We start from the raw sequence: 20,807 nt of genomic DNA on the forward strand, positions 1-20,807 counted from the left end.
AACGCCCATCCCTACGGTGTCCGGTCCACCGGACGCGCTCGCTCGAACACCCGAGATTGGAGGTACGGGCCGTCGGCCGCTCCCCCGGCGCCACGGTCCCGTCACTCATCATGCAGACCACAGACAACAGCCTCACCTGGCTCCTGCAGAGGCTGCTCGAGCAGACCCCCGGTACGCGGCACGCCCTGGCCCTGTCACGCGACGGGCTCAAGCTCTGCTGGACCGAGCACCTCACTCTCGACCAGGCCGATCAACTGGCGGCCATATGCTCGGGCATGCAGGCGCTCGCCCAGGGCGCCTCCATCGAGTTCGGCGACAGCACCGGAGGCGTCCGGCACTCGATGACCGAGTTCCACGGCGGCCTGCTCTTCATCGTCGAAGCCGGTGAAGGCGCGCATCTGGCCGTCGTCGCCTCGGAGGAGGCCGACCCCAGTGTGGTGGGCCACCAGATGACGGAGATGGTCGAGCAGATCGGCGAGCACCTGCGCGCCGCGCCACGCGGCGAGGTACCGGGGAGCGCGTCATGACCCTTCGGCCCGTCGACACGGGAGCCCCCGACCGGCTCTACACGGTCACCGGCGGACGCAGCCGCTCCGCGGACTCCTTCGATCTGGTGACCCTCGTGGTCAGCGAGTGCCGGCCCACCGCCGGAATGCAGTCGGAGCACGCGCAGATCCTCGACCTGTGCCGCCACCCGACCGCCGTCGTCGAGATCGCCGCCGAACTCTCGCTTCCCGTCACCGTGGTGCGCATCCTGCTCGACGACCTCCACGACCTGGGCCGTATCACCGCCCGCCATCCCCGCACGGCCGCCTCACGCAGCGCGCTCCCCGACTCCGACCTGCTGAAGGAGGTGCTCCATGGACTCCGGAAGCTCTGAGCTGCCGGACCGGCGCACGCCGCTGGCCGACGCCGCGGAAACCGGCTTGAAGATAGTCGTCGTCGGAGGATTCGGCGTCGGCAAGACCACGCTCGTCCACTCGGTGAGCGAGATCCGTCCGCTGAACACCGAAGAGGTCATGACCCAGGCGGGCGTCGGCGTCGACGAGACGGACGGCGTCGACGCCAAGACGACCACCACGGTCGCGTTCGACTTCGGACGCATCAGCCTCAACGAGCGCATCGTGCTCTACCTGTTCGGCGCACCGGGCCAGGAACGCTTCTGGTTCCTGTGGGACCGGCTGTTCTCCGGCACGCTCGGCGCCGTGGTCCTCGTGGACACCCGCCGGATGGACGACTCCTGGTACGCGATCGACCGGCTGGAACACCACGGCACACCGTTCGTGGTGGCGGTCAACCGCTTCGACGACGACCTCGCCCACTCCCTCGACGAGATCCGTCAGGCGCTGGCCCTGCCCCCACACATCCCGATGATCGACTGCGACGCCCGGGTCCGGCGGTCCAGCAAGAACGTACTGATCACGCTCGTCGACCATCTGCGCACGATGGCCATCGCCCGGGAGACGACACCATGAGCACCTCCAGCCCGTCCTTCGGTCCCCAGGCCCCCTCGGGCTGCCCGGTCGGCTCCGGCGCCGCGGTGCGCCTGTCCGGAGCCTCCTACCAGCAGACGCCCACGGACCTCTACCGCACGCTGCGGCGGGAGCACGGGGCGGTGGCGCCGGTACTGCTGGACGGTGACGTTCCGGCCTGGCTGGTGCTCGGCTACGCCGAACTGTCCTACGTCACCACGCACGACGAGCTGTTCGCGAGGGACTCGCGCCGCTGGAACCAGTGGGAGACCATTCCCCCCGACTGGCCGCTGATGCCGTTCGTCGGCTACCAGCCGTCGGTGCTCTTCACCGAGGGGGACGAGCACCGGCGCAGGGCCGGCGTCATCACCGAAGCCCTCGAAGGCGTCGACCAGTTCGAGCTGGCACGCGACTGCCGGCGCATCGCCGACCGGCTCATCGCGGACTTCGCCGGAAGCGGCCGGACGGAACTGATGAGCAGTTACGTCCACGCCCTGCCGATGCGGGCCGTGGTCCAGATGTGCGGCATGCCGGTGTCGGGCGCCGACACCCAGCAGTTGGTGGACGACCTGCGCATCTCGCTCGACGCCGGTGAGGGGGACGATCCGGTGGCGGCCTACGGCCGCGTCGGCGAGCGGCTGCGCCAACTGGTCGAGGACAAGCGGGCGGCCCCCGGAGCCGATGTCACCTCCCGCATGGTGACGCACGCGGCGGACCTCACGGACGAGCAGATCGTCCAGGACCTGATCTCGGTGATCGCCGCGGCCCAGCAGCCCACCGCGAACTGGATCTGCAACACGCTGCGGCTGCTCCTGACGGACGAACGCTTCGCGGTGAACGTCTCCGGCGGCAGGCTCAGCGTCGGCGAGGCGCTCAACGAGGTGCTGTGGCTGGACACTCCCACGCAGAACTTCATCGGCCGCTGGGCCGTACGGGACACCCAGCTCGGCGGCCGGCACATCCGGGCGGGCGACTGCCTGGTCCTCGGGCTCGCCGCCGCCAACACCGACCCGGAGATCTGGCCGGAATCGTACGTCGGCGCCGAGAACTCGGCCCACCTGTCGTTCAGCGGGGGCGAACACCGCTGCCCCTATCCCGCACCACTGCTGGCGGACGTGATGGCCCGTACGGCGGTGGAGACCCTGCTGGAGCAACTGCCGGACCTGATGCTGGCGGTCGACCCGGCGGAGCTCTCCTGGCGTCCTTCGATCTGGATGCGCGGGCTGTCGACGCTGCCGGTCCAGTTCAGCCCGATGGCGCGGTAGCGGCCCCTCAGAGCCTGTCGGGTGGCCTTCGACCGGAAAGCGGACGCGGTCCGGTGCGTGCGGTTCCCAGGCGCCGAGAGGTCCTCGTAGCGGAGCTGCCAGGGCATGTCGGCAACGCCGGAAGCGTGCGTGCCAGGGCGTGGCCGCCCGGTCAGAGGCCACCCGACAGGCTCTCAGCGGTGCGAGCGGCCGGAGTCCGCGGATCCGGCCGCTCGGGGACGACGTTCCGGTCAGCCGGACACCGGCGTGAAGCGGACCGGCAGGCTCTGCGGTCCTCGGGTGAAGACGCCGCGTTCGACCGGGTCGAAGCCGTCGGCCGGCCGCAGGTCCGGCATGGCGTCCAGCAACTGGCCCACACCGATCTCGACCTCGGCCTTGGCCAGCAGAGCGCCGACGCAGAAGTGCCGGCCGAGCGCGAAGGCGAGATGATCGGCCGCCGCCGAGAAGGCGTTCGTGGCGGTCAGGTCCTCGCGGAAGATGTCGAAGACGTCGGGGTTCCGGTAGCGGTCCTCGTCACGGTTGGCAGCGCCTATCAGGCAGGTGACGGTGGAGCCCGCCGGTATGGTGCCGCCGCTCAGCTCCACCTCCGTCGCCGACTGCCGCATGATCATGTGGACCGGCGGTGTGTAGCGCAGCGTCTCGGCGAAGGCCCGGGGTATCAGACCGCGATCGGCGCGGACCGCCTCCAACTGCTCCGGATGCCGCAGCAGGTTGGCGAAGATGCCGGCGATGGCCTTGTCGGTGGTCTCCCCTCCGGCGGCCAGCAGCAGACTGCAGAACGCCTTGATGTCCTCGTCGCCCATCCGGACGCCGTCGACCTCGGCGGTGCACAGCGTCGACAGCAGATCGTCGCCCGGCGCCTCCCGCCGCTCGCGGATGATCGGCAGCATGTACTCGGCGAACTCGACGCGCGTACGCTCGCCGGCCCGCGTCACCTCCGGATCACCGGAGAGATTGCCGAGAAAGGCGATGACGGCCGTGTACCAGCCGTGAAATCGCTCGTAGTCGGACTTGTCCAACCCGAGCATGTCGGCGATGACGTTGACGGGAAAGCGGGTGGCGTAATCGGCGACCAGATCGACAGAACCGGACGCGCGGAACGTATCAATCAATTCACGTGAATTGCGCTCGATGACCGGTAAGAACTTGTCCCGCAGATCGCCGCCCCGGAAGGCCGGTGCGACCAGGGCCCGACGCACGGCGTGCTCGCGCCCGCTGAGCTGGAGGATCGTCCGCCCGTGCACGGGTTCGATCTGCCAGTCGTAGTTCTCCGTGGTGAATTCGCCTTTTTTGTCCTTGAAGACGCGCTCGACGTCCTCATAACGCGAGACGATGTAACTTCCGGTGGCCTCATGCCACAGGAGAGGTGCGTCCTGACGCATCAGGCGATATGCCCGATACGGGTCTCTCTCGAACTCGGGGGACAGAATGTCCGGCGCTGGGACCGACATGAACACTCCCTGCTGAACGGAGAACGGAAACGTGTGAACTGAACCCTCCCATCACCTCCCGAGAACGCGCGTGCGTCAAGAGTTGCCACCCGTTGCACCCCGTCGTGACCTGCCCGGACCGACTCAGAGCCTGCCGGGTGGCCTTCGATCGGACAGCGGACGCGGCCCGGTGCGTGCGGTTCCCAGGCGCCGAGAGGTCCTCGCAGCGGAGCTAACAGGGCATTTCGGCAACGCCGGAAGCGTGCGTGCCAAGGCGTGGCCGCCCGGTCAGAGGTCACCCGACAGGCTCTCAGTCCTCCGGACCGCCCCCCGAAGCCACCCGCCCCGTCAGCGCCGCCAGCGAGCCGCGCACATGCGCCATGTGCGCCTGGACCTCCTCGCGGCCCTCCTCGTGCTCCCGCAGGATCCGCTCCGTCTCCCGGACCACCCGCTCCTCACGGACCCGGGCCCCGGCCAGCAGCTCCGCCGCCCGCGCCTCCGCGTCCTCCTGACCGTGCCGGGCCGCCTCCTGCGTGGCTGCGAGATCCCGGGCCGCCTCCGCGAGCAGCGCCTCGGCCCGCTCGGTCAGCTCCGCATGCCGGGCCTCCGACTCCGCTTCCGCCGCCGCGATTTCAGCCTCCGCCGCCTTGCTCCGCTCCGCGTGCTCCTGCTCCTGGCGGGCCAGCACGCTCGCCGTACGGTCACGGGTCTGCGCCATCGCGGCCTCGGCAGCCCCTCGCACCTCCTCGGCCTCCGCGCAGGCCGCGGCGAGCAGGCCCTCCGCCTCCCGGACCGCCTCGGAGACCCGCTCCTCCGCCGCCGCCACCGCAGCCGCGCGCACCGCGTCCGCCGCCTCCCGCGCCGCACCCCCGGCCGCCCGGCCCTCGGCGTCGGCCGCGTCCGCCAGCTCCTGGCCCGCCGCCTCCGCGTCCGCCCGCAGCGACTCGGCCTGCTCCCGGGCCAGCAACAGAATCCGCTGGGCCCGCTCCCCCAACTCCGCGTAGTCCTGCTCGGGCAGCGCCGCCGCGGTCTCCGCCAGCCGGGCCGCCCCGTCCGCCAGCTCCTCCGCCAGAGCCGTCAGCCGCGAGAGCTCCGCGAGCGCCATGTCCCGCTCGGCCGTCCGGGCGGCCAACGCCCGGTCCACCTGCTCCGGACGGTAGCCACGCCCCCGCAAGCCGACGACGTCGAACGCCGACCCCGGTCCAGCACTCATCCCCGAAACCTCTCTCCGACCCACCGACACGCTCCGCCCCTGCGATACGCCAAGGATGCGGCAATTGGTGCCGGAAGTCGGAATCGATCAGCGGCATTCAGGCCGGAAGCGACCGGCATCACAGACCCGGGCGAACCGGCATCACCGGCCCGTCCTCCCGGCACACGGCAAGGCGCCCGGACCCCTACCGGGTCCGGGCGCCTCGTACCCGCTCACCGCTCAAAGCGGCGTACGGCTCAGATCAAGCCGTCCCACATCTGCTCCAGCAGCACAGACCACCAGCTCTCCGGCGACGCCAGCGCCGCCGGGTCCAGCGCCACCAGCTGTGCCTGGAAGTCGACGGTCCAACGGCCCGCCTGCTCCGGGTTCAGCCCGAACCTCAGCCGCCACATCCGGCCCAGCAGCGCCATCGACCGCACGAACTCCGGCAGCCCGGTGTTCACGAACTGCGGCGGCACCGACTGCCCGCCGGGCCCCGCCTCCACCGGAACGGCGACGATGTTCGCCGTGCCGTACTGAACACAGAGCGCCTTGCCGAAGTCCGTACCCACCACCAGGTACGACCCCGCGTCCGGCGCGGGCTGCACCTGACGCTGCGCCGCCAGCTCGGCCAGCGTCGGCACCACCGGCTGCCCCGGCTGCGCCCAGAAGAACGGCCCGAAATCGGCGGGCAGCCCCGCCCACACCAGGGTGTGCGCGACCACCTCGGGCACCCCCTGACGGGACACCGCCCGCTGGTCGAACCGCAGGATGCCCTGCGGACCGAACGCCTGCGCCAGCTCCTCGGCCACCGCCTCCGGCGGCAGCGCGGGCGCGGGCGGCATCTGCGGCAGCGGCGCCCGCACCGGAGCGGGCCGCGCCGGGCCGTCCGCGACCTGGTGCAGCTCGCCCTGGTGCGTCAGCAGATGCCGCATGCCCTGCTGCCGACTGGCGTGATCCGTGCCGTACGGAGCGACGCTGGTGATCCGCACCTGCGGCCACGTCTCCCGGATCATCCGGGCGCAGTACCCGCCCGGCAGCTCGCAGGACGCCAGCTCGGTGTGCAGCTCGATGACCTGCTGCGGCGGCACGTTCATCGCCCGCAGCTCGTGCAGCATCTGCCACTCGGGGTGCGGGGTGCCCGGCGCCGAGCGGCGGATCAGCTGCTGCTCGCTGCCGTCCGGAGCCCGGAACCGCAGCACGGCCTGATAGCCGGGGCCCACGGTCGGCTGACCGGTGGGCTGCTGCGGATAGCCGTAGGCCGGGGGCGGCGGGGTGTGCTGACCGGGCGGCGGGCCCGGCGGACCGGGCGGCTGCGGTACGGGACCGGGGGCCCCGCCCAGCGAAGCGCCCGGGGCCCCGGGAGGACCGGGCGGGCCGGGCGGACCGACCTGGCCCGGACCCGCGAACATCGTCTCCGCGTGGTGCACCCCACCACCCGGAGGCGGCGTGGAACCCGGCGGCGGCCCCGGCGGACCAGGAGGCTGCGGCGCCCCCGGAACACCGGGCGGACCAGGAGGCTGCGGGGCCCCCGGAGCACCGGGCGGGCCCGGCGGCCTCGGCGCACCCGGGACGCCCGCACCGATGCTGCTCCCGTCGGCGAGCATCGTCGCGGCATGGTGCATCCCACCACCCGGAGGAGGCGTGGAACCGGGCGGCGGACCGGGAGGAGCGGGAGGCCCGGGAGGCGGCGTGGAACCCGGCGGCGGCTCCGGAGTCGAGGTGGCACCGGGCGGTCCGGGCGGGCCGAGCTGGGAGACGAGCTGCGTCGGGACGTACCCGCCCGCCGGGGCACCGGGCGCACCCGGACCCGAAGGCGGCGGCGTCGCTCCCGGAGGCATACCGGGAATCCCCGGCGCACCGGGCGGCGGCGGAGTCGCCGAACCGCCCCCGCGCGCACCGCGCGGCGGCACCACGGCCTTGCTGGTCGCCGCGTCGGCGATGTCACCGGCCCCGCCCTGCGCACCCCGGTCCGGCCGGAGAGCCGGAGCCACCTGCGTACGTGGCAGCTGACTGCCCCCGGACATCAGCGCGGTGGGCGCCTCCGCCGGGACGACAGGCGGCGGGGCCTCCTCGTCGTCCGTCCCCGACAGCGGCGGCGCGAACACCGTCGCGGGCAGCGGCACCGCCCCGTCGTCGGAGTCGGAATTGGTGTCCGTACCCGCCCAGGGGGTCGCCCCGGCGGGCACACCCTCGGAAGCCGTGGGCTCGTAGGCGTCGCCACCGCCGGCGGCGGGCCACGACGCTGCGGACCCCCCGGCGGAAGAAGAGGACGAAGAGGAAGAAGGGGGAGAGGAAGAGGAGGGCGGAGGTGTCGCGTCCGAAGGACCGGGAACGGGAGCCTCCCCCGCCGCCGATACCGACGGGGACGGGGAGGAGGGCGGCGACGGCTCGGCCGCCTCCGACTCCCGCCGCTCCGCACGATGATCCGGAATCCCCAGCTTGTCCGCCGCCTCCTGGAGCCACTCCGGCGGAGTCAGCAGGAACGACGTCTGGTTCAGATCCACCCGCTGCGGCGGCTCAGGCGCGGCGGCCGGCGCCCCGGCCGGAGCCCCGTACTCCTCCTCGTACCGCCGGATCACCTCACCCACCGGCAGCCCCGGCCACAACGTCGCCTCACCGCTGTCCCGGGCGATCACCAGCCGCTGACGGCCCCCGTCCGAGACCGGACCCTCCGGCCGGTCCTCGGCCCACACCACGAAACCCAGCTCGAACTCACGGACCCGCACCTCACGGTGCTGATACGCGGGCACGTCACCGTTGACCCACTCGTCGGCCCGCTCCTGCGCCTGCGCGAAAGTCACCACCGCGCTCACCCCTCCACCGGGACGGCGCGCGCGAAGCCGCCGTCCACCATCAGGTTCGCCACGGTCTCCAGCTCCGGCGGATTCCCCGCCAGCCGCTGGAGGAAGGCGTCGAAGTCCGCACCGCAGGGCAGCAACAGCCGCTCCACACGCTCCTGGACACTCCAGCCGTCCTGGTCCCGGGCATCGTCGTACGGGCAGAACCACACCGAACCGACGTCCTGCCCGCGCACCTTCACCGCCAGGATCCCGCCCTGGACGAACGCGACACCCAGGTAGTCCTTGGTGAAGTGGTCCCGCAGGCACTTGTTCACGTACACCAGGTCGTTCACCGCGGCCTCGTCACGCACCGTGAAGAACGGCTGGTCCACCAGCAGCCCCAGCTCCGCGTCCAGCGCCGCGCCCACCGGGGCCGAACCGCCCGCCGCCTTGAGGAACGAGCGGTACGCTCCGGGCAACCGGTAACCGAGATCCTCCTCGACGCCCTGGACCTGCTGCTCGCTCACCGCACCCGCGCCCTTGGGCAGCCGGAAATGCGCCGGACGGGTCTCCTGCAACGGGCGGGTGCCCCGCCGGTTCTGGTCCACGTCCGTACCCGCCAGACCGCCGTGATGACGCAGCAGCGCCTTCACCTCGACCGGCACCAACTCCATCCGGCGGCCACCCGGCACGTGGTGCCACGTCCAGCCGTGCGGAGTCGCCACCGCGGGAATCGTGTCCCACAGGTCGTGACCGCTCGCCGCCAACGCCGCGTTCGCCGACACGTAGTCGGTGAGGCGCAGCTCGTCGATGCCGAAGCCCGGGGGCGGATCGGCGATCTCGGCCGCGGCACGCGCGTACGGCGAAAGAACCGGGTGGCCGCTCCCGTCCATCCGCACCCCTCTGGGGTGACGGGACGCCCGGACCGGGTCCGGAAAGTTCACGACCTGCCCGGCGTAGGCGGCGTTCGGTGGCGCGGCTTGCTGCCCGAGCCGACCTGTCGTCATGGCTGTTGCCCCCTGCTGCGTCCGGTGTTCCGCACAGCCTAAGCGGTGGGGCAACAGGGGATCCCGTCCCGCCGGTTCCGTCACGAACGGTCACATTCACGTGACGGTGAGGCGACGGTCTCGCACCTTCGGGCGACACGCGGACGCCATTCCCCGACCCAGCTTCCCCACCACCCGGCACATTTGGCAGGCTGTCCCCGCAACTCGGGGGATTGCAGGGAGGGACGCCAACACGATGCATTCCACACAAACCGCCACATCAGGGGATCCGCGACTCACCTGGAGCAGCACCGAGACCAGCCGCACGCCCCGCCTGATCCACCGCCGCGACGGGATCCTCCCCGCCGTGGCCGCCGCCCTGTCCGTACGCGGCGAGACACTCACCTGCACCGCGGGCAAGGGGGACCAGCCACCCGTGCTGCACCCGCTCGTCCAGGACTTCCTCGACACCCTCACCAGCGGCCAGCGCGAACGCTTCACCGGCCGCTGCCCCGAAGCCATACTGCTCTCCCGCCAGCTCACCGCCGCCGAGAGCGGTCGCTCCAAACGCGCCCAGCGAAAACCCCTGACCAACGGGGAAGCCCGCCGCGCGCTCAAACACTCCCGGCTCACCGCCCGCCGCATCCGCGAGGACGGCGACCCCCTCCACGGCAGCTACGCCCCGCCCTGCCGATCCTGCTCGGCACTCCTGTCCCACTTCGGCGTACGCCCCGTCGACCTCACCTCCACCGGCGCCGCGACCACCGCCGAGAAGGGCTGACCGCCCACCGATGCACGACCACCAGCAGCACTCCTCCACCCGCTTCCCCGTCGCCGTCGACGCCGCCCTGCGCGAAGCGGGCTGGCAGCCCGGCCGCTGGGACATCCGCCAGGCGGAGGAATGGGCCGACGCGCTGCGCTCCCACGCCTCACCGGCCGGCCACCAGCACGCCGTCTTCCCGGCCGCGGTCGAGGCCTGGGCCGAGTTCGGCGGCCTCCACATCACCGCGTCCGCGCCCGGCCGGCACATCGCGCCCGCGTCGGTCCGCATCGACCCGCTGAGCGGACTCCACCTGGCCCGGACGCTCGGGGACCTCGGCCGCGCCCTGGAGACGGAGGTCAGCCCCCTCGGGGCGGAGGGGGAGGAGCAGGCGGTCCTGGCGATCGACACGGAGGGCCGGGTGTACAGCATCGACCACACGGGGGACTGGTTCCTGGGCCAGGACATCGACGAGGCCCTGGCCACCCTGGTCACCGGCACGCAACCGGCCCGCCTGACGTCGGCGTAGCCCCCACCGGACCGACCACCCCCAGCCCGCCCGGCGCGCCCCCGAACGGCACCGTCGCACCATCCGGCCCGCCCGGCGTTCGACGACGGAACCGTCGCTCGGGACGAACGGGCGCCATCGCTTCCCGGCCATGAAAGGGTGCCGCTCCCCACCGCCAGGGTTCCGTCCTCGAACGCCGGACGGGCTGAGATGGGCGGCCGCCCCAAAGCCGGACGGCCTGAGATGGCCGGCCCTCACACGCCGGGACGGCTGGAGTGGCTAGCCCCCAAAGCCGGACGGCTGGAGCGGGCGGCCCGCCAAGCCGGACAGGCGCACCGCCGGACAGGCGCACCGCCGGACAGGCCGGGACAGGCTCAGGCGCCCGAGCCGTCAGGCAGCACCGCCGAGACCCGGAAGCCCCCCGCCTCCGTGGGACCGGACACGAACACGCCCCCCAGCCCCAGCACCCGCTCCCGCATCCCCACCAGACCGTTCCCCCCGCTCGGCAACCCCGCATCCGCCGCCGCCGAGTCCGAAGGACCGTTCTCCACCTGCATCGCGACCTCGGCCTCCCGATGCGCGAGCCGCACCCACGTCTTCGCACCCGCCGCATGCTTGTGCACGTTCGTCAGCGCCTCCTGCACCACCCGGAACGCCGTCTGCTCGACCTCCGGCGGATACGGCCGCAGCTCACCGTCCACCGACAGCTCGACGGTCATCCCCGCCTGCCGCGACTGCGCCACCAACGCCTCCAGCTCGTGCAGCCGGGGCCCGTCCTCGGACGCGGCGGCGGCGGCCGCGACGGCCGCCTGCCTCACCGACGCCAGCGGAACCGCCCCCGCGGCGGCCGGCGCGATCAGCGCGTCCCCGGTCCGCAGCACCCCGAGCATCTCGCGCAGCTCCGTCAGCGCCTGCCGGCCCATGTCCCCGACCAGCGCCGCGTTCCGCACCGCCTTCGCCGGGTCCTTCGGCGCGACGGCCTGGAGAGCGGCGGCATGGACCACCATCAGGCTCACCCGATGCGCGACCACGTCATGCATCTCCCGGGCGATCCGGGTCCGCTCCTCCGTACGCGCCCACTCAGCCCGCTCCTCGGCCCGGTCCGCGAGCAGCGACAGCTCCCGCTCCAGCGAATCGGCCCGCTCCCGCAGGCTCTCCATCAGCCGGCGTCTCGCCCCTATGTAGAGGCCGAACAACACGGACGGGGCCGTCAGCCCCACCGCCATGAAGACGGACATCAGCGGGACGTACCAGTCCCCCGGCCCGAAGTCGGCCTGCTCGGCCACGCTCTGCCGCAGCCGCACGTAGGTGACGATGAACGTCCCCACCAGCGCCATCCCCGCCAGGACGACGGTGATCCGGCGCGGCACCTCGGACGCGGCCAGCGTGTAGAGGCCCACCAGGGCCATCAGGAAGCCCATCTCGGCCGGCGTCATCGCGATCGTCACGAGCACCACGGCGATCGGCCACCGCCGGCGCACCAGCAGCACCGAACCCGCCAACAGCCCGAACACCACGCCCACCGGCACCGGAACCCCGGTGTTCCGGGCGAACTCCACCCCCTCCAGGCCACACTCCAGCGCCGACACCAGCGCCAGTCCCACGTCCAGGGCGACACTGCGTCGCCGCTCCCACCACCAGTAGCCGCGGGTGGTCGATCCCGCCGCTTCCCGGTCTGCCCCCGTTGCGGTCATGGCATCCAGCCTACGGGCGGACGCATCTCATTTTCCGGTGACCGGCAACAGCACGTTCCGCGTTCGAACAAGCACGAAACACATGCCGATCGCCTGAAATGGCGAATCGACCGCACTTTCGACCCGGACGTTCGCATTCCGGACGACGATCTCCGTATGACGGAAACCACAGGCAAGTACGCCGACTTCGAGGGATTGCGCGAGCGGGCGGTGGCGCTGCGCCGGGAGGGGCTCAGCCGCCGCCAGATCCGCGACCGGCTCCACGTCGACAACAACGACATCCTCAACCGACTCCTGCAGGGAGAGCCCGCGCCGGAGTGGACGAAGCGCCCGAACGCCAAGGACGACCTCCGGGAGAAGGCTCGCGAGCTTCGGCTCCAGGGCATGACCTACGACCAGATCCAGGTGGAGCTGGGCTGCTCGAAAGGGTCGATCTCGTCATGGGTACGGGATCTGCCGAAGCCGGAGCGCAAGCGCACCCGAGAGGAGTCCTCCGCCATCGGACGACGCGGCTGGGAAGCCGCGCTCCAGCGGCGGGACACCGAGCGCCAGGCCACGAAGGGCAGGGCGGCGGACGAGGTCGGCGAGATGACCGGTCGCGAGCTCTTCCTGTTGGGCGTCGCCCTCTACTGGGCAGAGGGCCGAGCAGTACTGGATCGCCCTTACGGGGGCCGGCCCTTCAGCGTTCGGCAAGACGTCCCTCAAGACGCACTCCCCGAAGACGAATCGTAAGAACATCGGCGACAACTACCGGGGCTGCCTTTCTGTGCGTGTCCTGAAAGGTGCCGACCTGTACCGTCGCATCGAAGGCTCCTGGTGCGGCATAGTAGGGGCTGCAAAACGAGCCGATCAAGAGAATCGGACATAAGTGGCGATACCATCCCGGGTCGTCTAATGGCAGGACAAATGGTTTTGGTCCATTGAATGAGGGTTCGATTCCTTCCCCGGGAGCACGCCTGCGGGCCCCGACCACACCGGTCGGGGCCCGCCCCCGTTTCCAGCGGAAACACCCCCGGTATCCTGCGGATGACCACCACCCGAAGCCGAAGGGCACATCCGTGAGCGCAACCAGCCCGGCAGCCGTCGTCGTCCTCGCAGCGGGTGAGGGCACCCGCATGAAGTCGAAGACCCCCAAGGTTCTGCACGAGATCTCCGGGCGCTCGCTCGTCGGACATGTCGTCACCGCCGCCCGTGAGCTGGACCCCCAGCACCTCGTCGTGGTCGTCGGCCATGCCCGCGAGCAGGTCACCGCACACCTGAACGCCGGCGACGCCCCCGTGCGCACCGCGTTCCAGGCCGAGCAGAACGGGACCGGGCACGCCGTCCGCATGGGTCTTGAGGAGCTGGGCGGGAGCGTCGAGGGCACCGTGATCGTCGTCTGCGGCGACACCCCTCTGCTGTCCGGCGAGACGCTCGGCGCGCTCGCCGCCACCCACGCCGCCGACGCCAACGCGGTCACCGTCCTGAGCGCCGAGGTCCCCGACTCCACCGGCTACGGGCGCATCGTGCGCGACCCGGCCACCGGTGCGGTCACCGAGATCGTCGAGCACAAGGACGCCACCGACGAGCAGCGGGCGATCCGGGAGATCAACTCCGGGGTGTTCGCGTTCGACGGGCGGCTGTTGGGCGACGCGCTGGGCAAGGTGCGCACCGACAACAGCCAGGGCGAGGAGTACCTCACCGACGTGCTGTCCATCCTGCGCGAGGCCGGGCACCGGGTCGGGGCGTCCGTGGCGGGCGACCACCGCGAGATCCTCGGCATCAACAACCGGCTCCAGCTGGCCGAGGCGCGCCGGCTGCTGAACGAGCGCCTGCTGGAGCGGGCGATGCTCGCGGGCGTGACCGTGGTGGACCCGGCGTCCACACTGATCGACGCGACGGTGACGTACGAGCGTGACGCCGTCGTGCATCCGGGGACGCAGCTGCTCGGCTCCACCCATCTCGCGGAGGACTCCGAGGTGGGGCCGAACTCGCGGCTGAAGGACACCGCCGTCGGGGCGGGGGCCCGGGTGGACAACTCCGTGACGGATTCGGCCCAGGTGGGGCCGGGGGCGTCGGTGGGTCCGTACGCGTATCTGCGGCCGGGGACGCGGCTGGGGACGAAGGCCAAGGCCGGTACGTACGTGGAGATGAAGAACGCGACGATCGGGGAAGGGACCAAGGTCCCGCATCTGAGTTACGTCGGTGACGCGACGATCGGCGACCACACCAACATCGGTGCGGCGAGCGTCTTCGTGAACTACGACGGCGTGGCCAAGCACCACACGACGATCGGCTCCCACTGCCGTACCGGTTCGGACAATATGTTTGTGGCACCCGTCACGGTCGGGGACGGGGTCTACACCGCCGCCGGGTCGGTCATCACGAAGGACGTGCCCGCCGGTTCGCTGGCCGTGGCGCGGGGCCAGCAGCGGAATATCGAGGGTTGGGTGGCCCGGAAGCGTCCGGGCAGCGCCGCCGCGCAGGCCGCTCAGGCGTCGTCGCAGGAGACCGACGGGCAAAGCTGACCGGAAACAGGTGCGCCGGTGACGGCGTACCGTGATAGATGCTCACCCATTTCGGCTGGCTCGTTGCACATCGGGACCTATGCGTGCAGCGCCAGATACACGTCTGAGGAGACTGTGCTGTGACCGGGATCAAGACGACCGGCGAGAAGAAACTGATGCTCTTCTCCGGCCGCGCCCACCCCGAGCTTGCCGAGGAGGTCGCCCATCAGCTGGGAGTCGGCCTCGTGCCGACGAAGGCCTTCGATTTCGCCAACGGTGAGATCTACGTGCGCTTCCAGGAGTCGGCACGTGGCGCGGACTGCTTCCTGATCCAGAGCCACACGGCTCCGATCAACAAGTGGATCATGGAGCAGCTGATCATGCTGGACGCGCTGAAGCGCGCTTCGGCCCGCTCCATCACGGTGATCGTGCCGTTCTACGGGTACGCCCGCCAGGACAAGAAGCACCGTGGCCGTGAGCCGATCTCGGCGCGCATGGTGGCGGACCTGATGGCGACGGCGGGTGCGGACCGGATCCTCACGGTCGATCTGCACACGGACCAGATCCAGGGCTTCTTCGACGGCCCGGTGGACCACCTGTTCGCGCTGCCGATCCTGGCGGACTACGTGGGTGCGAAGGTCGACCGCTCGAAGCTGACGATCGTGTCGCCGGACGCGGGCCGTGTCCGGGTCGCCGACCGCTGGTGCGACCGGCTGGACGCGCCGCTGGCGATCGTGCACAAGCGCCGTGACAAGGACGTGCCGAACCAGGTCTCCGTCCATGAGGTCGTGGGTAACGTCGAGGGCCGGGTCTGTGTGCTGGTCGACGACATGATCGACACCGGTGGCACGATCTGTGCCGCCGCGGACGCCCTGTTCGCGCACGGTGCGGAGGACGTCATCGTGACGGCGACGCACGGGGTGCTGTCGGGTCCGGCGGCGGACCGGCTGAAGAACTCGAAGGTGAGCGAGTTCGTGTTCACGGACACGCTGCCGACGCCGGGTGAGCTGGAGCTGGACAAGATCACGGTGCTCTCGATCGCGCCGACGATCGCGCGTGCGGTGCGTGAGGTGTTCGAGGACGGTTCGGTGACGAGCCTCTTCGAGGAGCAGGGCTGACAGCGGTGCTGATCACCCTTTGGTGATCCACTTTGGGGTGCGGCCTCCCCGCCGGGTAGACTCAGCGAGTTGCTCGGCGAGGGAGGCCGTACCTGTGTGTACGGCGGTCCGTTATCGACGCGCTCTTCGTAGCAGGCCTGTCGTGGGCCGGGTGACCGTTCGTGTTCCGTCTCCCGACGGCTCACCCACCTGACGAGGAGTGCAACCATGGCTGAGATCAAGCTCGCCAGCGAGGTCCGTACCGAGTTCGGCAAGGGCGCCGCCCGCCGTGTGCGTCGCGCCAACCGCGTTCCCGCGGTCGTCTACGGCCACGGCGCCGAGGCGGTCCACGTCACGCTGCCGGGTCACGAGCTGCTGCTGGCGCTGCGTACGGCCAACGTGCTGATCGGTCTGGAGATCGACGGCAAGGACGCGCTGGTCATCCCGAAGGCCGTGCAGCGTCACCCCCTCAAGGGCACCATCGAGCACGTCGACCTGCTGACCGTGAAGCGCGGCGAGAAGGTCAACGTCGAGATCGCGGTGCACGCCGAGGGCGACCTGGCCCCGGGCGCCAACCTGCTCGAGTTCGTGCTGAACACGCTGCTCGTCGAGGCCGAGGCCACCCACATCCCCGAGTCCGTGACGGTCTCCGTCGCGGGTCTGGACGCCGGTGACTCGATCATCGCCAAGGACATCCCGCTGCCGAAGGGCTCCGTGCTCGCCGGCGACGAGGACGCCATCGTGATCCAGGTCGTCGCCGCGCAGGCCGAGGAGCCGTCCGCGGACGAGGCTGCCGAGACCGCCGCCGAGGCCTGAGCCTCACCGCTCACCGTTTCACCTGCACCACCTGCACCACGTGTTCCACCTGCTTGACTGACGGGGTGGTGGTTCCCTTCCGGGAGCCACCGCCCCGTTTGCCTGCCATCCCCCTGGCTTTCCCTGCGTGCGAGGAGACCGAGCGCTGATGTCCGACGCCACCGACCCCTGGCTCATCGTGGGCCTGGGCAACCCGGGTCCCGACTATGCGGCGAACCGGCACAATGTCGGGTTCATGGTCGCCGATCTGCTGGCCGAGCGGATCGGCGGGAAGTTCAAGCGGGCGCAGAAGGCGCAGGCGCAGGTCCTGGAGGGGCGGATCGGCCCGCCGGGGCCGGCGAGCCGTCGGGTGGTCCTGGCGAAGCCGATGTCGTACATGAATCTGTCGGGCGGGCCGGTGACGGCACTGCGGGACTTCTACAAGGTGCCGACGGATCATGTCGTGGCGGTCCATGACGAGCTGGACGTCGATTACGGGATGCTGCGGCTGAAGCTGGGTGGTGGGGACAACGGGCACAACGGGCTGAAGTCGATGACGAAGGCGATGGGTCCGGACTATCACCGGGTGCGGTTCGGGATCGGGCGGCCGCCGGGGCGGATGCAGGTCGCGGATTTCGTGCTGAAGGACTTCTCGTCGACGGAGCGCAAGGAGTTGGCGTTCCTGGTGGACCGGTCGGCGGACGCGGTGGAGTGTCTGCTGGCGGAGGGGCTGGAGCGGGCGCAGAGCGCGTACAACTCCTGAGAGCCTCGCAGGTTCGTACCGCGTCCCCGCCGCGGACAACTCCTGACATTCCTGGTGCTGGTGGGGCGTTTTTCGGCCACAGGTTGACCGGGGGTGCGGGTCTGGCCAAGGATCGGCCCCCATGAAGCGGAGCTCTTCCCACCGCGCGGCGGTCGCGGGCCGCCGGGCGGCCATGGGGCTGGTCGTCCTGGTGCTGCTGGTCGCGGGTGCGTGGTCGTCGTGGGACACCGCGCACCACATCGTTCTGGCCAAGGGCCGTGACCATGGCACGGTGACGGTGGTGAAGTGCGGCGATGAGACGTGTACCGCTTCGTACGAGCCGGACGCGGTGTCGCGGGAGCGCCCGCGGGTGAGCGTGGGCCGGTCCGTCGCGGCGCGCGAGGGGGATCGTTTCCCCGTGGTGGTGAAGCCCGGTACCGATGCGGTGGTCCGCACGGGGCTGCCGGGGTTTCTGCATGCCTGGTTGCCGCTGGGCGGGGCGTTGGTGCTGGCCGCGTTCGTGATCGGCGGCGGGCTGCGGCTGGCGCGGACGGCGTGGGGTGTCGGTACGGCAGGGGCGGTCCTGCTGGTGGCGACGTTCGTCGCGCTGTAGCGGGACCGCCCCTGGGTCTTCCGTACGGTCAGCCGGTGTTGCGCAGGCCTGCCGCTACGCCGTTGACGGTGAGCAGCAGGGCGCGGGAGAGCAGCGGGTCGGGCTCCTCGCCGCGTGTCGCGGCCTGGCGCTGGCGGGCGAGCAGGGAGACCTGGAGGTAGGAGATCGGGTCCAGGTAGGCGTCGCGGATGGAGAAGGTCTGCTGGAGCACCGGGTTGGTGCCGAGCAGTTGGGTGCCTCCGGTGATCCGCAGGACTTCCTGGACCGTGAGGGCGTGTTCGGCCTCGATGGCGTCGAAGACGTGCTTCAGCTCGTCGGGGACGAGGGTGTCGACGTAGTGCCGGGCGATGCGCAGGTCGGTCTTGGCGAGCGTCATCTCCACGTTGGAGAGGAAGTTCTGGAAGAAGTGCCAGTGCTCGTGCATCTCGTCGAGGACGGTGTCGAGACCGGCTTCGCGCAGGGCCTTGAGGCCGGAGCCGACGCCGTACCAGCCGGGGACGATCTGCCGTGACTGGGTCCAGCCGAAGACCCACGGGATGGCCCGCAGGCCGTCGAGCGAGACGCCCGAGCCGGGGCGGCGGGAGGGCCGCGAGCCCAGGTGCAGGTCGGCGAGCTGGTCCACCGGGGTGGAGGCGAGGAAGTACGCGGGCAGGTCTGGGTCCTCGACGAGCTTGCGGTAGGCGCGGTGGGCCGCGTCGGAGACGGTGTCCATGGCCGCGTCCCAGCGGGCTAGGGACTCGTCGGACTGGCGGGGTGCGGTGTGCAGGGCGGAGGCCTGGAGGGTGGCCGCGACGGTCAGTTCCAGGTTCTCGCGGGCGAGGGCGGGGATGAGGTACTTGTCGGAGATGACCTCGCCCTGCTCGGTCACCTTGATCTCGCCCTCCAGCGTGCCCCACGGCTGGGCGAGGATCGCGTCGTGCGAGGGGCCGCCGCCGCGGCCGACGGTGCCGCCGCGGCCGTGGAAGAGGCGCAGGCGTACCCCGTAGCGGTGGGCGACGTCGCGCAGGCGGCGCTGGGCGCGGTGGATCTCCCACTGGGAGGTGGTGATGCCGCCGAACTTGGAGGAGTCGCTGTAGCCGAGCATGACCTCCTGGACGTCGCCGCGGAGGGACACGAGGCGGCGGTAGGAGGGGTCGGCGAGCATCGCGTCGAGGATGACGTCGGCGGCCTTGAGCTCGTCGGTGGTCTCCAGGAGCGGGACGATGCCGATCTTGGCCCAGCCGGCGTGGAGGTCGACGAGTCCGGCCTCGCGGGCGAGGACGGTGGCGGCGAAGACGTCGTCGGCGCCCTGGCACATCGAGATGATGTAGGACTCGATCACTTCGGGGCCGAAGCGTTCGAAGGCCTGCTTGATGGTGTGGAAGACGCCGAGGGTCTTCTCGCCGGCCGCGTCGAGGGGGGCCGGGGTGGGGGCGAGTGGCCGGCGGGAGCGGAGTTCCTTGGCGAGGAGCTTCTGCCGGTAGTCGCGGGGCATGTCGGCGTAGCGCCAGGATTCCTCGCCGAGCCGGTCGAAGAGCTGGCCGAGGGCGTGGTGGTGGGCGTCGGCGTGTTCGCGTACGTCCATGGTGGCGAGCTGGAGGCCGAAGGCGGCCAGGGTGCGGATGGTGCGGTCCATGCGGCCGTCGGCGAAGAGGCCGCCCTTGTGTGCGCGCAGGGAGGTCTGGATGAGCTCCAGGTCGGCGATGAGTTCGGCGGTGCCGAGGTAGTCGCAGCCGGGGCGGTGGGGGGTGCCTTCGGCGAGGCGCTCGCGGGTGTTGACGAGCTTCTGCCGGATGCAGGTGGCCTTGAGGCGGTAGGGCTCCTCGGCGTTCAGCCGCTTGTAGCGGGGGCTGATGCCGGGGAGGCGTTCCAGGTCGGCCTGGAGGGAGGCGAGGAGTTCCTCGGTGGCTCCGGCGTAGCGGATGGAGTTGGAGAGGAGGCCGCGGAGGTGGTCGATCATCTCCAGGGCGTCGGTGATGCCGTGCTCGTGCTGGAGGATCAGGATGTCCCAGGTGACGGCGGGGGTCACGTTGGGGTTGCCGTCGCGGTCGCCGCCGATCCAGGTGCCGAAGGTGAGGGGGCGGGTGCCGGCGGGCAGTTCGACGCCGACGCGCTCCAGTTCGGCGGCGAGGTCCTCCAGGACGTCTCCGACGGCTCCTGCGTGGAGTTCGTCGAGGTAGTAGATGGCGTTGCGGGCCTCGTCGGCGGGCTCCGGGCGGACGACGCGGAGTTCGTCGGTCTGCCAGATGAGGTCGATGTTCTCGGCGAGCCGGAGGTCGAGGCGGCGGCGGTCGGCCTCGATGGCCGGGGTCTCCAGGAGGGCCGCGATGCGGCGGAGCTTGTTGAGGACCGAGCGGCGGGCGGCCTCGGTGGGGTGTGCGGTGAAGACGGGGCGGACGTTGAGGTTCCTGACCGTCTCGCGCAGGTGCTCGGGGTCGGCGTCCTTGAGGCGGTCGGCGGTGCGGGCCAGCAGGCCGCCCTCGGCGGAGCGGCGGTCGCGCATCTCGTGGGCGCGGTGGACCTGCTCGGTGACGTTGGCGAGGTGGAAGTAGGTGGAGAAGGCGCGGACGAGCTGTGCGGCGGTCTCCAGGTCCGTGTCGCCGAGGAGCTCGGCGGCGGCTTCGCCGTCGGTGCGGGTCAGGGCGCGGACCCGCTCGACGAGGTCGAGGAGCTCCTGGCCCTCCTGGCGTACGAGGGTCTCGCCGAGGAGATCGCCGAGGCGGCGGATGTCGGCGCGCAGCGCGGGGCTGGCGGCAGGGGTCTGGTCGGCACTGCTCACAGTGTGCGGCTCCTTGCAGTGAATGAGGAGGTGCGTTCGCTTCGCCGTCCCCACGTGGGTGGTGGTGGGGACGGGTGGCGGGGTCCGGGGCCCTGCGGCTGGCAGCGGTGCTGTCGCCACGCCCCGACGAGCGGGTGCGGACCGCGCTGTCCGACGCTCCCAGGATAGGTGTCGTCGCAGGCGGCGTGTCCGTGGCCCCGGCGGGGGTCGCGGTCGCCGCCCGGGA

17 protein-coding genes, 1 tRNA gene and 1 pseudogene are annotated in these 20,807 nt (G+C 71.3%); 13 read left to right on the plus strand and 6 right to left on the minus strand.

Annotated features, from left to right (window positions below):
* Positions 1-110: 110 nt before the first annotated feature.
* From IG90_RS0111575 to IG90_RS0111590, 4 genes are read left to right on the plus strand one after another with little or no spacing between them, the layout of a single operon-like run.
* Positions 111-527, plus strand: coding sequence for a roadblock/LC7 domain-containing protein (locus tag IG90_RS0111575; RefSeq protein WP_030581615.1), 417 nt, complete (start codon positions 111-113; stop codon positions 525-527).
* A complete protein-coding gene (locus IG90_RS0111580) occupies positions 524-880 on the plus strand; it encodes a DUF742 domain-containing protein (protein ID WP_030581618.1) in 357 nt (118 codons plus the stop codon). Before IG90_RS0111575 ends, IG90_RS0111580 begins: the two co-directional genes overlap by 4 nt.
* Positions 861-1,475, plus strand: coding sequence for a GTP-binding protein (locus IG90_RS0111585; RefSeq protein WP_030581620.1), 615 nt, complete (start codon positions 861-863; stop codon positions 1,473-1,475). The genes IG90_RS0111580 and IG90_RS0111585 overlap by 20 nt, the downstream gene beginning before the upstream one ends.
* Positions 1,472-2,737, plus strand: coding sequence for a cytochrome P450 (locus tag IG90_RS0111590; RefSeq protein ID WP_030581622.1), 1,266 nt, complete (start codon positions 1,472-1,474; stop codon positions 2,735-2,737). Before IG90_RS0111585 ends, IG90_RS0111590 begins: the two co-directional genes overlap by 4 nt.
* Positions 2,738-2,967: 230 nt before the next feature.
* Here the strand turns inward: IG90_RS0111590 and IG90_RS0111595 are convergent, their stop codons facing one another.
* From IG90_RS0111595 to IG90_RS0111610, 4 genes are all read right to left on the minus strand, one after another.
* Complete coding sequence (locus IG90_RS0111595; RefSeq protein ID WP_030581623.1) at positions 2,968-4,119, minus strand: cytochrome P450; 1,152 nt, start codon at positions 4,117-4,119, stop codon at positions 2,968-2,970.
* Between the two features lie 358 nt (positions 4,120-4,477).
* Positions 4,478-5,380: a hypothetical protein gene (locus IG90_RS0111600; RefSeq protein ID WP_030581626.1), complete on the minus strand. Its 903-nt coding sequence runs from the start codon at positions 5,378-5,380 to the stop codon at positions 4,478-4,480.
* 236 nt (positions 5,381-5,616) lie between these two features.
* Positions 5,617-8,166 carry an SUKH-4 family immunity protein gene (locus IG90_RS0111605; protein WP_233436097.1) on the minus strand — a complete coding sequence of 850 codons (2,550 nt, stop codon included), beginning with the start codon at positions 8,164-8,166 and terminating at the stop codon, positions 5,617-5,619.
* A gap of 5 nt (positions 8,167-8,171) precedes the next feature.
* Complete coding sequence (locus IG90_RS0111610; protein ID WP_078585432.1) at positions 8,172-9,149, minus strand: SMI1/KNR4 family protein; 978 nt, start codon at positions 9,147-9,149, stop codon at positions 8,172-8,174.
* Between the two features lie 235 nt (positions 9,150-9,384).
* Here IG90_RS0111610 and IG90_RS0111615 point away from each other — a divergent pair, with 235 nt between their 5' ends.
* Complete coding sequence (locus IG90_RS0111615) at positions 9,385-9,909, plus strand: YwqJ-related putative deaminase (RefSeq protein ID WP_030581632.1); 525 nt, start codon at positions 9,385-9,387, stop codon at positions 9,907-9,909.
* A 10-nt stretch (positions 9,910-9,919) separates the two neighbouring features.
* Positions 9,920-10,417, plus strand: a complete 498-nt coding sequence (locus tag IG90_RS0111620; RefSeq protein WP_030581636.1) for an SUKH-3 domain-containing protein — start codon at positions 9,920-9,922, stop codon at positions 10,415-10,417.
* 353 nt (positions 10,418-10,770) lie between these two features.
* Here IG90_RS0111620 and IG90_RS0111625 read toward each other — a convergent pair whose 3' ends face one another.
* A complete protein-coding gene (locus tag IG90_RS0111625) occupies positions 10,771-12,090 on the minus strand; it encodes a sensor histidine kinase (protein ID WP_030581639.1) in 1,320 nt (439 codons plus the stop codon).
* Positions 12,091-12,246: 156 nt separating this feature from the next.
* Between IG90_RS0111625 and IG90_RS39330 the strand changes: the two are divergent.
* The 7 genes and pseudogenes from IG90_RS39330 to IG90_RS0111660 all read left to right on the plus strand — a co-directional run bounded on the left by IG90_RS39330 (position 12,247) and on the right by IG90_RS0111660 (position 17,823).
* Positions 12,247-12,958 (plus strand): annotated as a pseudogene (locus IG90_RS39330) (hypothetical protein).
* Between the two features lie 12 nt (positions 12,959-12,970).
* Positions 12,971-13,041, plus strand: a tRNA-Gln gene (locus IG90_RS0111635).
* Between the two features lie 107 nt (positions 13,042-13,148).
* Positions 13,149-14,597, plus strand: coding sequence for a bifunctional UDP-N-acetylglucosamine diphosphorylase/glucosamine-1-phosphate N-acetyltransferase GlmU (glmU, locus tag IG90_RS0111640; protein WP_030581641.1), 1,449 nt, complete (start codon positions 13,149-13,151; stop codon positions 14,595-14,597).
* 119 nt (positions 14,598-14,716) lie between these two features.
* Complete coding sequence (locus IG90_RS0111645) at positions 14,717-15,694, plus strand: ribose-phosphate diphosphokinase (RefSeq protein ID WP_015609053.1); 978 nt, start codon at positions 14,717-14,719, stop codon at positions 15,692-15,694.
* A gap of 207 nt (positions 15,695-15,901) precedes the next feature.
* The gene (locus tag IG90_RS0111650; RefSeq protein WP_030581645.1) at positions 15,902-16,489 is read left to right on the plus strand and encodes a 50S ribosomal protein L25/general stress protein Ctc; all 588 of its coding nucleotides are present in this window, start codon (positions 15,902-15,904) and stop codon (positions 16,487-16,489) included.
* A gap of 148 nt (positions 16,490-16,637) precedes the next feature.
* Positions 16,638-17,231, plus strand: a complete 594-nt coding sequence (gene pth, locus IG90_RS0111655) for an aminoacyl-tRNA hydrolase (RefSeq protein ID WP_030581648.1) — start codon at positions 16,638-16,640, stop codon at positions 17,229-17,231.
* 121 nt (positions 17,232-17,352) lie between these two features.
* The gene (locus tag IG90_RS0111660) at positions 17,353-17,823 is read left to right on the plus strand and encodes a hypothetical protein (protein WP_030581651.1); all 471 of its coding nucleotides are present in this window, start codon (positions 17,353-17,355) and stop codon (positions 17,821-17,823) included.
* 28 nt (positions 17,824-17,851) lie between these two features.
* On the opposite strand, the gene ppc is transcribed toward IG90_RS0111660, so the two are convergent.
* Complete coding sequence (ppc, locus tag IG90_RS0111665; RefSeq protein WP_030581654.1) at positions 17,852-20,581, minus strand: phosphoenolpyruvate carboxylase; 2,730 nt, start codon at positions 20,579-20,581, stop codon at positions 17,852-17,854.
* Positions 20,582-20,807: the final 226 nt, after the last annotated feature.

The organism is Streptomyces anulatus (genome assembly GCF_000721175.1).
GTDB lineage: Bacteria > Actinomycetota > Actinomycetes > Streptomycetales > Streptomycetaceae > Streptomyces > Streptomyces anulatus_C.